Origin of the sequence: Methylobacterium sp. EM32, assembly GCF_040593685.1 — a bacterium.
In the GTDB taxonomy this organism is placed as follows: domain Bacteria; phylum Pseudomonadota; class Alphaproteobacteria; order Rhizobiales; family Beijerinckiaceae; genus Methylobacterium.
The window spans coordinates 1-12543 of sequence record NZ_JBEXZS010000229.1 but is presented as its reverse complement, the minus strand read 5'-3'; the positions used below and the strand labels follow the sequence as shown (position 1 = coordinate 12543).

The 12543-nt window shown below is 72.5% G+C and carries 13 protein-coding genes; 11 read left to right on the top strand and 2 right to left on the bottom strand.

The features are described from left to right. Positions 1-26: 26 nt before the first annotated feature. Positions 27-986 carry an aldo/keto reductase gene (locus tag ABZT49_RS28995; protein WP_355291317.1) on the top strand — a complete coding sequence of 320 codons (960 nt, stop codon included), beginning with the start codon at positions 27-29 and terminating at the stop codon, positions 984-986. Positions 987-1008: 22 nt separating this feature from the next. Continuing rightward, entirely contained in the window at positions 1009-1830 is an 822-nt protein-coding gene (locus ABZT49_RS28990; protein WP_355291315.1) for an amidohydrolase family protein, read from the top strand. A 57-nt stretch (positions 1831-1887) separates the two neighbouring features. On the opposite strand, the gene ABZT49_RS28985 is transcribed toward ABZT49_RS28990, so the two are convergent. After that, positions 1888-2127, bottom strand: a complete 240-nt coding sequence (locus ABZT49_RS28985) for a hypothetical protein (protein WP_355291312.1) — start codon at positions 2125-2127, stop codon at positions 1888-1890. 250 nt (positions 2128-2377) lie between these two features. On the opposite strand from ABZT49_RS28985, the gene ABZT49_RS28980 reads away from it, so the two are divergent. After that, complete coding sequence (locus ABZT49_RS28980) at positions 2378-2686, top strand: hypothetical protein (RefSeq protein ID WP_355291310.1); 309 nt, start codon at positions 2378-2380, stop codon at positions 2684-2686. Further along, complete coding sequence (locus ABZT49_RS28975; protein ID WP_093568052.1) at positions 2674-2901, top strand: type II toxin-antitoxin system HicA family toxin; 228 nt, start codon at positions 2674-2676, stop codon at positions 2899-2901. Before ABZT49_RS28980 ends, ABZT49_RS28975 begins: the two co-directional genes overlap by 13 nt. A gap of 83 nt (positions 2902-2984) precedes the next feature. On the opposite strand, the gene ABZT49_RS28970 is transcribed toward ABZT49_RS28975, so the two are convergent. Further along, the gene (locus tag ABZT49_RS28970) at positions 2985-3815 is read right to left on the bottom strand and encodes an IclR family transcriptional regulator (protein WP_355291308.1); all 831 of its coding nucleotides are present in this window, start codon (positions 3813-3815) and stop codon (positions 2985-2987) included. 180 nt (positions 3816-3995) lie between these two features. Here ABZT49_RS28970 and ABZT49_RS28965 point away from each other — a divergent pair, with 180 nt between their 5' ends. From ABZT49_RS28965 to ABZT49_RS28935, 7 genes are all read left to right on the top strand, one after another. Beyond that, on the top strand, positions 3996-5213 hold the full coding sequence (locus ABZT49_RS28965; protein WP_355291314.1) for an ABC transporter substrate-binding protein: 1218 nt from the start codon (positions 3996-3998) through the stop codon (positions 5211-5213). Next, positions 5200-7293: an acetate--CoA ligase family protein gene (locus ABZT49_RS28960; RefSeq protein ID WP_355291306.1), complete on the top strand. Its 2094-nt coding sequence runs from the start codon at positions 5200-5202 to the stop codon at positions 7291-7293. The genes ABZT49_RS28965 and ABZT49_RS28960 overlap by 14 nt, the downstream gene beginning before the upstream one ends. Before the next feature lie 241 nt (positions 7294-7534). Beyond that, on the top strand, positions 7535-9058 hold the full coding sequence (locus tag ABZT49_RS28955; RefSeq protein WP_355291304.1) for an acetyl-CoA acetyltransferase: 1524 nt from the start codon (positions 7535-7537) through the stop codon (positions 9056-9058). Continuing rightward, positions 9058-9831 carry an enoyl-CoA hydratase-related protein gene (locus ABZT49_RS28950; protein WP_355291302.1) on the top strand — a complete coding sequence of 258 codons (774 nt, stop codon included), beginning with the start codon at positions 9058-9060 and terminating at the stop codon, positions 9829-9831. Before ABZT49_RS28955 ends, ABZT49_RS28950 begins: the two co-directional genes overlap by 1 nt. Before the next feature lie 17 nt (positions 9832-9848). Next, positions 9849-10763, top strand: a complete 915-nt coding sequence (locus ABZT49_RS28945) for an SDR family NAD(P)-dependent oxidoreductase (RefSeq protein WP_355291300.1) — start codon at positions 9849-9851, stop codon at positions 10761-10763. 1 nt (position 10764) lies between these two features. Next, positions 10765-11931: a thiolase domain-containing protein gene (locus tag ABZT49_RS28940; protein WP_355291298.1), complete on the top strand. Its 1167-nt coding sequence runs from the start codon at positions 10765-10767 to the stop codon at positions 11929-11931. A gap of 4 nt (positions 11932-11935) precedes the next feature. Then, a complete protein-coding gene (locus tag ABZT49_RS28935) occupies positions 11936-12352 on the top strand; it encodes an OB-fold domain-containing protein (RefSeq protein ID WP_355291296.1) in 417 nt (138 codons plus the stop codon). The last annotated feature ends 191 nt before the right edge of the window (positions 12353-12543 follow it).

Sequence of the window (12543 nt, the reverse complement as noted above, 5' to 3'; positions counted from 1 at the left end):
CCCCCCGCACCCACGCCCGCACCGGCCTGACCCTCACCGCCCTCGGGCTCGGCTGCGCGCAGATGGGCGGCCTCTACCGGCCGACGAGCCTCGAAGAGGCCGCCGGCGCGTTCCGGGCGGCCTGGGCGAGGGGCATCCGCTACTACGACACCGCGCCGTTCTACGGCTTCACCCGCTCGGAGCGCCGCCTCGGCACGTTCCTGACGGAGGAGCCTCGCAGCGACTACGTCGTCAGCACCAAGGTCGGCCGCGTGATGGTGCCGGACCCGACCGTCGGCGCGATGGAGGAGGGCTACGTCGACCCGCTGCCGTTCCGCCCGACCTTCGATTACAGCCACGACGGCATCCTGCGCTCCTTCGAGGCGAGCCGGCAGCGCCTCGGCATTCTCGATCCCGACATCCTCTACGTCCACGACATCGGCCGCTTCACCCACAGCGAGCGCCACGCCCAGACCTGGGCGCAGCTGACGACCGGCGGCGGCTTCCGGGCCCTGGTGCGGCTACGCGAGGAGGGCGCCGTGCGGGGGATCGGGCTCGGCGTCAACGAGTGGGAGATCGTCGCGGAAGCGATCCGGATCGCCGATCTCGACCTGTGCATGCTCGCCGGCCGCTACACGCTGCTCGAACAGGACAGCCTGCCGCTGATGGACGAATGCGCCCGCCGCGGCGTCGGGATCGTGGTCGCCGGCGCGTTCAATTCCGGGCTGCTCGCCGGCAAGGCCAAGTTCAACTACGCCGACGCGCCGCCCGCCCTCGTGGCGAGGACGCAGGCGCTGCGCGCGGCGTGCGAGGAGGAGGGCGTGCGGCTGGAGGCGGCGGCTTTGCAATTCCCCCTGCTGCATCCGGCCGCACTCACCCTCGTCACCGGGGCCCGCAACGCCGCGCAGGTCGAGGCCAACGCCGCCTGGTTCGCGGAGCCGATCCCGGACGGATTCTGGACCCGGCTGAAGGCCCGCGGCCTCCTCGACGAGTCGGCCCCGGTCTGAGGTCGTCATGTCCGAGGCCATCATGCGCATCGATGCGCACCACCACCTCTGGCGCCTCGCCGACCGGGCCGTCCGGTGGCCGCCGCCGGACCTCGCGGCGATCCACCGCGACTTCACCCTCGACGACCTGGCGCCGCTCCTCGCCGAGTCTGGCATCGACGGCACGGTGCTGGTCCAGACCCTGGAGGACGAGGCCGAGACGGCCGCGATGCTGGCGCTCGCCGCGCGCGCGCCCGTCATCCGCGGCGTCGTCGGCTGGACCGACCTGAAGGCACCGGACGCGCCGGAGGCCATCGCGCGGCTCGCCCGTGACCTGTCCCTGAAGGGATTGCGCCCGATGCTCCAGGACCATCCCGACGATGGCTGGATCGCCGACCCGGCTCTCGCGCCCGCCATCGACGCGATGGTGGCGCACGGCCTCGCCTTCGACGCCCTGGTCCGCCCGCGCCAGCTCGGCCCCCTCCTGACCTTCGCCCTGCGCCACCCCGATTTGCGCATCGTCATCGACCACGGCGCGAAACCGGAGATCGGGGCGGGCGGCACGCCCGGGTGGCGGGAGTCCATGGCCGCGCTCGCCGCCCGGCCGAACGTGTGGTGCAAGCTCTCCGGCCTCCTGACCGAGGCGGGGGAGGGCGGCACGGAGGCCGTGCGCCCCTACGCCGAGGCGATCCTGGACCTGTTCGGGCCCGCCCGGGTGCTGTGGGGCAGCGACTGGCCCGTCCTGACCCTCGCGGGCGCCTACGGCGACTGGTTCGACGCGTGCCGGGCCCTGGTACCCCCCGCCCACCACGATGCGGTGTTCGGGGGGAACGCGGTCTCGTTCTATCGGCTCGGTCGCGCGTGAGGGCTGCGGAGGTGTCTCACCACGAGCGAGCGGCTGGGGCCTGACCGGGCGCGGTGGTCACCGGCCGCCCGCGCGCTCCGCCTCGATCGCGGCGGTGAGCTCGGCCTCCGGCATGTCCCGCCAGTCCTCGGCCAGGGACAGCCGCACCGACTGCGCGCCGCCCGACGGCGTGCAGACCACGGCCCGGCGCCCCTCGCCGGCGAGCTTGTCCTTCGCCGCCTCCGGCAGGTCGGCCAGCGCCTCGATGCAGGTCCAGGCGGTGCCGTCCGGGGTGGTCACGTCGCGCTGTTCGCTCATGGTGTCGGGGTTGCTCCTGTCGGGGTGAGGGCGGCTTGCGTGGGGAAGCGCGCGGGGATGCAAGGTCCGCCGCGCAGTCCCCGGTCAACGCAGATGACGGGATCCAGGCCATCGGGTGACTGGAGCCCGCGGTCCTTATCCACGGCGATCCCGGAGTGACACTTAGCCTCGTTCGTCAACGACACCGGTTGTCAATCGGCGGTTGGCGTTCATACACACCCTTATGAGCACGATCTCCGAGGATGCAGCCGTGACCGATCTGCGCCTGCTCTGCTTCGCCAAGGGCCGCCCCGGCCGGTGGGAGGCCATCTGCGTCGATCTCGACATCGCCGTCCAGGGTGAGACCCAGCAGGAGGTCCTCACCCTCATGCAGACATCCATCGCGAATTATCTCGAAGCGGTGAATGCCGAAGAGCCCGCCGTGCGTGCCCTGCTCCTGCGCCGCCGCGCGCCCTGGCATGTTCGTGCGGGTCTGGTCATCGGCTTCCTCTGGCACGCTCTCACGCGCCGCGACCGGGGCGATTACAGGGCGAGCTACGAGCTTCCTTGCCCCGTCTGACCTGCACGTTCGCGGAGGTCATCGCGATCCTGGAAGCGAATGGCTTCATCCTGACGCGCCATGACGGAACGAGCCACAGGCAGTACCGGGCCGTGATCGGCGGGAAAGTCCACCTCGTGACGATCGCCGGAAAGCCGTCCGACGATGTTGCGATCGGGACGTTGCAATCGATCATCCGGCAGTCCGGGTTGTCGAAGATGCTGTTCCGCAAGTAGCGGGTCCGTGCGGGTGAAATCCTGCCCGGAACTGCCGGAGCAGGGCTGCCCGTCCCTCGCGGCCCCCCGAGATGGGGGAGGCCTCACCGCCCCCCGCCCCGCCGCAGGGGCGCCGGCGCCTCCGCCACCCCGAACATCGCCGGCTGCGCCGCCTCGACCAGCCCGCGCAACGCCAGGCCCAAGGCCTCCAGCCGCTCCTCCGTCAATTGCCCCTGGAACAGGTGGGCCGCCACCACGAGGCGCGGGCGCCCGGAGCGGTCGCACAGGGCGGCGGCGGCGGAGGTGACGCCGCGGATGAGGTGGCCGAGATCGACGGCGTAGCCGTTGGCCGAGGCCTCCTCGATCTCCGCCAGGAACGTCTCGAACGGCACCGGGACGTGCCAGCGGATCGCCCCGAACCGGGACCGCAGGGTGGCGCGCGGCAACTGGCCGGCACTCTGCCCGGCCGCCGCCACCGCGCGGCCGATCGCGCCGGCATAGGCCGGGATGCGGGTGGCGAGGCGGAACTCGATGTGGATGCCGCTCGCCGGCACGATTCGCCCGAGGAGGAGCGCCTTGTCGTCGGGCGCCACCTGCCAGACGGTCGCCGTCGCCTCGAACTCCGTCGCGACCTGCTGCAGGCGCGGCTGGAGCAGCTCCACGTCCGAGCGGTTGAGGAGCGGGCGCGCCACCTCCAGGAGGCCGAGGCCGAGGCGATAGGTCTTGGTGTCCGGCACCAGCGCGACGAAGCCTTCGTGCACCAGGGTGCGCAGGATGTTGAGCGTGGTCGAGGGGCTGACCCCGGCGGCCCGCGCGATCGCCGTGACGCCCAGCGCCTCCCGCGCGCCCGCGACCGCCCGCAGAATCGCCGCGGCCTGCGCCACCGCCCCGACCTCGCGGCCGACCTCCATCACGCTCACACGCTCGCCGGCCACCTCGCCCCGCTCCTCCACTCCAACCCCCTTGCCGTGCCAGTCGTTTACGGTACAGAATAGCGTTCAGCGGACGGAATGAAAACGATGATCCGCGCGCGGCCCGCGAAGACCGGGCACGCACATCATGGGAGGACCAGGATGGCACGGACCCGACGGGCCCGGACGGCGCCCGGTGCCGGCATGCGCCGCGCCGGCGCGACGCTGAGGGCGCTCTGCGCCGCGACCGCGCTTCTCAGCCCTCTCGCCTCCGCGGCCCGCGCCGAGGGCGACGTGCTGCGGATTGGCATCATCACCGACATGAGCGGGCAGTACAGCGAGGGCAACGGCGAGGGCTCGGTCGCCGCCGCCCAGATCGCGGTCGAGGATTTCGGCCCGACGGTTCTGGGCAAGCGGATCGAGATCATTTCGGCCGACCACCAGAACAAGCCCGACATCGCCTCCACCATCGTGCGCAACTGGATCGACACGAAGGGCGTCGACGTGGTGGCCGAGGGGGTGAATTCCGCGGTTGCCCTCGCGGTCCAGGCGGTGACCCGCGAGCGCAACAAGATCTTCCTGATCTCGGGGGCGGGATCCTCGGACCTCACCGGCAAGTCGTGCTCGCCGACCAGCGTGCAATGGACCTACGACACCTACGCCTCGTCGAACGCCACCGCCAAGGCGCTGGTCGCCCGCGGCGCCAAGTCCTGGTACTTCCTCACCGCCGACTACGCCTTCGGCCACGCGCTCGAGCGCGACGCGACCCGGGCGGTCGAGGCGGCGGGGGGCAAGGTGGTCGGCAAGGTCCGCCACCCGTTCAACAATCCCGACTTCTCGTCCTTCCTGCTGCAGGCCCAATCCTCGCCCGCCCAGGTGGTCGCCCTCGCCAATGCGGGCAGCGACTTCGCCAACGCGATCAAGCAGGCGCACGAATTCGGCCTGTCCCAGTCGGACAAGGTCATGGCGGCGCTTCAGGTCACCTTGACCGATTCCGCCTCGCTGGGCCTCGAGGTGGTGCAGGGCGCGCTGTTCACCGACAGCTTCTACTGGGACCGCACGCCGGAGACCCGGGCCTATGCCGAGCGGTTCTACGCCCGCCGCAAGGCGATGCCGACCGCCTACCAGGCCGGCGTGACCTCGGCGCTCACCCACTACCTGAAGGCGGTGCAGGCCGCCGGCACCACCGACTCCGCTACCGTGATGGCGAAGATGCGCGCCACACCCGTCAACGACTTCTTCGCGCAAGGCGGCAAGGTCCGGGTCGACGGCCGCATGGTCCACGACATGTACCTGATGCGCTTCAAGAAGCCGTCCCAGTCGAAGGGCAAGTGGGACCTCTACGAGCTCGTCACGACGGTCCCGGGCGACGAGGCGTTCCGGCCGCTCAGCGAAGGCGGATGCCCGTATGTCCAGAACTGACGCCGATCTGGCGCCCCTGGTCCGGCCCGGCGCGGTCGCGATCATCGGCGCCTCCGCCGACCCGACCCGCATCGGCGGCCGGCCGATCGCCTACATGCTGCGCGCCGGCTTCCAGGGCGCGATCCTGCCGGTGAACCCGAACCGGGCCGAGGTGCAGGGGCTGCCCTGCTACCCCTCGGTGGCGGCCCTGCCGCTTGTGCCCGACGTCGCGGTGGTCGCGGTGCCGGGCGCAGCGGCGCTCCAGGCGGTCGAGGAGCTGGGCGCGCGCGGCACGCGCTTTGCCGTGATGTTCACGGCGGGCTACGCCGAGGTCGGGGAGGTCGAGGCGCAAGGCGCCCTCGTCGCGGCGGCGCGACGGCACGGGATGCGGCTTCTCGGTCCCAACTGCCTCGGCCTGTTCAACGCGGCTTCCGGCTTCTACCCGATCTTCACCGCCTCGCTCGAAGGCGGGCTGCCGCTGCCGGGACGGATCGGCATCGCCAGCCAGTCGGGGGCCTACGGCACCCACCTCTTCGCCGCCTGCCGGGCGCGGGGCATCGGCACCGGGATGCTGATCACCACCGGCAACGAGGCCGACCTCGCGGTCGCCGACGCGATCGGCTGGATGACCCGGGACGACGACCTCGACGTGATCATGGCCTATGTCGAGGGGGTGCAGGACGGGCCGGCCTTCGCGGGCGCTTTGGCGGCGGCCCGGCGGGCGAAGAAGCCTGTGATCCTGATGAAGGTCGGGCGCAGCGCGGTCGGCAGCGCGGCGGCGCAGTCGCACACCGCCTCGATCGCCGGCAACGACGCGATTTTTTCCGCGGTGCTCGCCGAGCACGGCGCGATCCGGGCCCGCTCGACGGAGGAATTGATCGACATCGCCTACGCGGCGACACGGCGGATCTACCCGGTGCCGAATACGCTGGGGGTCATCACCATCTCGGGCGGTGCCGGCGTGCTGATCTCGGACGCCGCCGAGGCCGCCGGCCTGCCGATGCCGCCGATGCCGGAGGAGGCGCAAGCGCGCCTCAAGGCGATCCTGCCGATCGCCTCGCCCCTCAACCCGGTCGATTGCACGGCGCAAGCCTTCAACGACCTGTCGCTGATCGGCCGCTTCACCGAATCGATGATCGCCGACGGCGGCTATTCGTCGATCCTCGCCTTCTTCACCCAGATCGGCGGCGCCCCCAGCATGGCTCCGGCGATCCGCACCCAGCTCAACGCCGTCAAGGCGCGCCACCCCGACCGGCTCTACGCCCTCTCAGTCCTCGCCTCGGAGGAGCGCAACCGGGAATACGAGGCCGACGGCTACCTGCTCTACGAGGACCCGGCCCGGGCGGTGGTCGCCCTCGACGCGATGGGCCGCCTCGGCGCGAGTTTTTCGGAGTTCGAGCCGGCCGTGCCGCCGATAGGCGAGCCCGTCCGGCTGCCCAAGGCGACGCCGAGCGAGGCGGAGGCCAAGCGCCTGCTCGCTGCCTACGGCATCGCTACGGTGCCGGAGGCGGTGTGCACCGATGCCGAGGCGGCGGTGACGGCAGCCGAGTCCTTCGGCTTTCCCGTCGTGATGAAGATCCTGTCGCCGGACATCCTGCACAAGACCGAGATCGGCGGCGTGCTCCTCGACGTCGCCGATGCCGAGGCGGTCCGGCGCGGCCACGCTACGCTTCTCGCGCGCGCGGCCCGGCACGCCCCGTCGGCCCGGATCGAGGGCGTGCTGGTGGCGCGCCAGATCAAGGGCGCGGTCGAGTGCATCATGGGCATCCAGCGCGACCCGGTCTTCGGCCCGGTTGCGATGGTCGGCCTCGGCGGGGTCTTCGTCGAGGTGATGCGCGACGTGGTCTTCCGGCGCTGCCCCTTCGGCGAGGACGTCGCCGAGGCGATGATCCGCTCGATCAAGGCCGCGCCCCTGCTCACCGGCGCCCGCGGCCGGCCGCCCTGCGACGTCGCCGCGCTCGCCCGGATGCTGTCGCGCCTCTCGGTCTTCGCGGCCGCGGCGGGGCCGCGGCTGGCCTCGATCGACCTCAACCCGGTCTTCGCCCTGCCGGAGGGGGCCTTCGCGGCGGATGCGGTGATCGAGGTTGGGGAGGCGGGGTGATGGGGGTACGGCTGGGCGGTTTCGAGGTGGAGCGCCTGACCCCTCCCCCCTCTGCGGGGGAGGGTGCCCCGCGGATGTGGGGCGGGAGAGGGGAACCACGCTTCCGGATATGGCGGAACCGTTCTGACGGGCGCCCCCTGGACCAGCGTCGCGCTGCCCCTCTCCCGGCCTGCTCCGCAGGCCACCCTCCCCCGCAGAGGGGGGAGGGGTCGGCGCGCATCTCTCAAACCTTGGGTCCGAGATGACCGACCCCACCCGCATCCCCGTCATCGTCGGCATCGGCGAGGTCGCCGACCGGCCCGACGCCCCCGGCCGCCACTCGATCGGCCCCGAGCCCGCTGCCCTGATGGCCGAGGCCCTGGCCCGCGCCGACCGGGATGCCGGCGGCGGCTGGCTCTCCCGCCTCGCCTCCCTCGACGTCGTCAACGCGGTGTCCTGGCCCTATGCCGACCTGCCCGCCCGGATCGCCGACCTGGTCGGCCATCGCCCGGCCCACCTCGCCTACGGTCCGGTCGGCGGCGAGACGCCGGTGCGGTTCCTGCACGAAGCGGCTTTGCGAATCGCCCGCGGCGAGGCCGAGGTCGCGGCCCTGTGCAGCGGCGAGGCGGAGCATAGCGCGAGCGCCGCGCGCCGGGCCGGCCTGAAGCCCGAACGGGACGCCGCCCCGCCCTGGACCGTGCCGGATCCCACCTGGACCAACCCGCGGGCGCGCGACTACCTCCACCCCCAGGCCCTGCGCCACGGCCTGTCGCAGCCGGTCGTCGTCTATCCCCTCTACGAGACCGCGCTCCAGGCCGCCTGGGGCCAGACCCCGCGCCAGGGCCGCGACGAATCGGCTTCTCTCGGCGCCGCGATGTCCCGCGTCGCGGCGGAGAACCCGTCCGGGTGGCTGTGCCGCCCGTTCACGGCCGACGAGATCGCGACCCCGTCCGCCGCCAACCGGCCGATCGCCTGGCCCTACCCGAAGCTGATGGTGGCCAACCCCGTGGTGAACCAGGCCGCCGCCCTGATCGTCACGAGTCTGGCACTGGCCCGCGCCGCCGGCCTCCCCGAGCACCACCTAGTCCCGGTTGGCCCCGGAACCTCTGCGAGCGAGCCGCGGGACTGGCTGTCGCGCGACCGCTTCGATCACGCGCCGGCGCAGGACGCGGTCCTGACCGAGACCCTGCGCCGGGCTGGCCTCACCCCCGCCGACCTCGCGGCGATCGAGCTCTACAGCTGCTTTCCCTGCGTGCCCAAGATGGCGCGCCGCAGCCTCGGCCTGCCGGCGGAGACCGTGCCGACCGTGGCGGGCGGGCTCACCTTCTTCGGCGCGCCGCTCAACGGCTACATGGCGCACGCCGCCTGCGCGATGGTGCGCCGCCTGCGCGCTGCGCCGGGCGCGGCCGGGCTGCTCTACGGCCAGGGCGAGTTCGTCACCAAGCACCACGCCCTGGTGCTGGGCGGTCCTCGCCGTGTGCCCGACGACGCGCCGGTCTCGGTCCAGGACGAGGCGGATCGCCGCCGCGGGCCGGTGCCGCCGGTCCTCGATGCGGCGACGGGCCGGGCCACGCTCGAGACCCACACGGTGCTGTTCGACCGCGAGGGCGCGCCCGATCGCGGCGTCGTGGTGCTTCGCCAGGGCGGATCACGGCTGCTGGCCCGGGTGCCCGCCGCCGACCGCGCGACGCTGGCGCTGCTCACCGACCTCGAATGCTCTCCCGTCGGGCGCGAGGGCACCCTGCGCATGGCCCCCGACGGGCTCCTCGAATGGGAGGCGGCGTGATGGCGGATCCGGTCGTCATCGAGCGCGACGGCGCGCATGTCGCGGTCGTGACGCTGAACCGGCCGGCGGCCCGCAACGCCGTCGACCCGGGCCTCGCCCGTGCCCTCGCGCAGGCGGTCGCTGAGACCGAGGCCGACGACGCGGTCCGTGCCGTGGTGCTCGCCGGGACGGGACCGGTCTTCTGCGCCGGAGCCGACCTGAAGGTGGTCTCCGCGGGCGGCGCCGACGATCTCTGGACGGAGACAGGTGGGTTCGCCGGCTTCGTCCACGCGACCCGGGCCAAGCCCTGGATCGCCGCCGTGGACGGCCCGGCCCTCGCCGGCGGCTGCGAGATCGCGCTCGCCTGCGAGCTGATCGTCGCCGGGGAGGGGGCGAGCTTCGGCCTGCCGGAGGTGACCCGCGGCCTCGTCGCGGCGGCGGGCGGCCTCTACCGGCTGCCGCGGGCCCTGCCGCGGGCGGTCGCGCTCGAACTCATCCTGACCGGCGGGCGGCTGGAGGCGGCCCGCGCCCACGCGCTCGGCCTCGTCAACCGGCTGGTGGCGCCGGGCTCGGCCCGGGACGAGGCGGTGTCGCTGGCGCAGACGATCGCCGGCAATGCCCCGCTCGCCGTGCGCGAGAGCCTCGCCGTCGCGCGGCTGGCGCCCGACACCGACGAGGCGGGATTGCGCGCCGCGAGCGCCGCCGCCCGCGCCCGGGTCCAGGCCTCGGAGGATTATCGCGAGGGCCCGCGGGCCTTCGTCGAGAAGCGCCCGCCGCTTTGGACGGGGCGGTGAAGCAAGGGAGAAACCCCATGGGCATGCTGGACGGCAAGGTCGCGCTCGTCACCGGGGCCGGGGGCGGCATCGGGCGGGAGATCGCGCTCGCCATGGCGCTCGCCGGCGCCAAGGTGGTGGTCAACGATGTCGGTGCGTCCTTGAGCGGCCTCGGCGAGACCTCGGCGACCCCGGGCGAGCAGACCCGCGCCATCATCGAGCAGCGCGGCGGCAAGGCGGTGGTCAACACCGACACGGTGGCCGAGTGGGACGCCGCGCAACGCATCGTCGCCACCGCCCTCGATGCGTTCGGCCGCCTCGACATCGTGGTCAACAATGCCGGCATCCTGCGCGACCAGATCTTCCACAAGATGACGCCGGAGGAGTGGCTGTCGGTCATCAACGTCCACCTCAACGGCAGCTTCTTCGTCTCCCGCGCCGCCGCCGAGACGTTTCGGCGCCAGAGTTCCGGCGCTTACGTCCACATGACCTCGACCTCGGGGCTGATCGGCAATATCGGGCAGGCGAATTATTCCGCGGCCAAGCTCGGCGTCGCTGCCCTGTCGAAGTCGATCGCCCTCGACATGGGCCGGTTCGGCGTGCGCTCGAACTGCATCGCGCCCTTCGCCTGGAGCCGGATGACGAGCTCGATCCCCGCCGAGACCCCGGAGCAGAAGGCCCGCGTCGCCAAGCTCCAGGCGATGGGGCCGGAGAAGAACGCGCCGCTCGCGGTCTTCCTCGCCTCCGATCGGGCCAACCACGTCACCGGCCAGATCTTCGCCGCCCGCCACAACGAGCTGTTCGTCTTCAATCATCCCCGCCCGGTGCGCGGCGTGCACCGGGGCGAGGGCTGGACGCCGGAGACCATCGCCGAGCACGGCATGCCGGCGCTCTCGGGCCACCTCGCCCCCCTCGACCGCAGCCCCGACGTGTTTTCCTGGGATCCGGTGTGACATGACGATCAACGGACGCGCCCACATCGCCGGGGCCTACGAGCACCCGTCCCGCAAGGCCCCGGACAAGTCCGTGGCCCAGCTCCATGCCGAATCCGCCGCCGGCGCGCTGGCCGATGCCGGCCTGACGAAAGACGACGTCGACGGGTATTTCTGCGCCGGCGACGCGCCGGGCCTCGGGCCGCTGGCGATGGCCGACTACATGAACCTGACGCTGCGCCACCTCGACAGCACCGATCTGGGCGGCGCCTCCTACATCGCCCACGTGGCCCATGCCGCGCAGGCCATCGCGATGGGCAAGTGCAGCGTCGCGCTGATTACGCTTGCCGGCCGTCCCCGCAGCGCCGGGCATTCCGGCACCGCCGCCCGGCCCGTCATCGCCGACGCGCCGGACAGCCCGTGGGAGACCTCGTTCGGGCCGACCACGGTCAACCTCTACGCTTTGTGCGCGCGGCGCCACATGCACGAGTTCGGCACGACGCCCGAGCAGCTCGCCTGGATCAAGGTCGCGGCCTCGCACCACGCGCAGCACAATCCCCACGCGATGCTGCGCGACGTCGTGACGGTGGACGACGTGCTGGCCTCGCCGATGGTCGCCGATCCGCTTCACCGGCTCGATTGCTGCGTCGTCAGCGACGGCGGCGGGGCGTTGGTGGTGGTGCGGCCGGAGATCGCCCGGAGCCTGAAGCGCCCGCTGGTGCGGGTGATGGGGGCGGGCGAGGCCCACAAGGGCCAGCTCGGCGGCGAGGTCGACCTGACCTATTCGGCGGCGCGCCATTCGGGCCCCGCGGCCTTCGCGGAGGCCGGCATCACGCCCGCCGACATCAAGTACGCCTCGATCTACGACAGCTTCACCATCACGGTGCTGATGCAGCTGGAAGATCTGGGCTTCTGCGCGAAGGGGGACGGCGGCCGCTTCGTCGCCGACGGCAACCTGATCTCCGGGACCGGCAAGCTGCCGTTCAACACCGACGGCGGCGGCCTGTGCAACAACCACCCGGCCAACCGGGGCGGCATCACCAAGGTGATCGAGGCGGTGCGCCAGCTGCGGGGCGAGGCCCATCCCGCCGTGCAGGTGAAGAACTGCGACCTCGCCGTCGCGACCGGGATCGGCGGCCTGCTCGGCAGCCGCCACGGCGCCGCGACCCTGGTGCTGGGTAGGGAGTGAGACGATGACCCTGATCCCCTTGCGCGACGGCGACTGGCCCGATCCGCCCGCGAGCCCCGAAGCCGCGCCCTTCGTGGCGGCGGCGAAGGAAGGCCGGTTCCTGCTGCGCCGCTGCACCGCCTGCGGCAAGGCGCACTGGTACCCGCGCGAACTCTGCCCGTTCTGCCTCGGCGAGACCGCCTGGGAGGAGGCCTCGGGCGAGGGCACGATCTACAGCTACACGGTCCTCACCCGCGAGGACCCGCCGCGCGCGATCGCCTACGTCACCCTGGCGGAGGGGCCGACGCTGCTGACGAGCCTCGTCGATTGCGAGGCGGACGGGCTCGCGATCGGCCAGCCGGTGCGGCTGGTCTTCGCGGCGTCGAAGAACGGGACGCCGGTGCCGTGCTTCCGGCCGGTGGAGGGGGCATCGGAGGCGTGAGGGCGGGGCGAATGGCCGTTCTGTCTTCCGGCTGGTGCAGACCAGGGCCACCCGGGGAAAGAAATGGCGGGAATTTCCCCCTCCCCCCTCTGCGGGCTAGCGTATTCACACAACGTGGTTGGCGCGTTCAGCGTTGTGTGATTCGCTGCGGTTGGCTGATGCGATGGGAGCCGGCGGATGGTGGATCTCAG

Bases quoted from the DNA above. Each gene is read 5' to 3' on its own strand.
- ABZT49_RS28990 (WP_355291315.1), top strand. From the start codon at position 1,009: ATGCGCATCGATGCGCACCACCACCTCTGGCGCCTCGCCGACCGGGCC.
- ABZT49_RS28985 (WP_355291312.1), bottom strand. From the start codon at position 2,127: ATGAGCGAACAGCGCGACGTGACCACCCCGGACGGCACCGCCTGGACC.
- ABZT49_RS28965 (WP_355291314.1), top strand. From the start codon at position 3,996: ATGCGCCGCGCCGGCGCGACGCTGAGGGCGCTCTGCGCCGCGACCGCG.
- ABZT49_RS28960 (WP_355291306.1), top strand. From the start codon at position 5,200: ATGTCCAGAACTGACGCCGATCTGGCGCCCCTGGTCCGGCCCGGCGCG.
- ABZT49_RS28955 (WP_355291304.1), top strand. From the start codon at position 7,535: ATGACCGACCCCACCCGCATCCCCGTCATCGTCGGCATCGGCGAGGTC.
- ABZT49_RS28950 (WP_355291302.1), top strand. From the start codon at position 9,058: ATGGCGGATCCGGTCGTCATCGAGCGCGACGGCGCGCATGTCGCGGTC.
- ABZT49_RS28945 (WP_355291300.1), top strand. From the start codon at position 9,849: ATGGGCATGCTGGACGGCAAGGTCGCGCTCGTCACCGGGGCCGGGGGC.
- ABZT49_RS28940 (WP_355291298.1), top strand. From the start codon at position 10,765: ATGACGATCAACGGACGCGCCCACATCGCCGGGGCCTACGAGCACCCG.
- ABZT49_RS28935 (WP_355291296.1), top strand. From the start codon at position 11,936: ATGACCCTGATCCCCTTGCGCGACGGCGACTGGCCCGATCCGCCCGCG.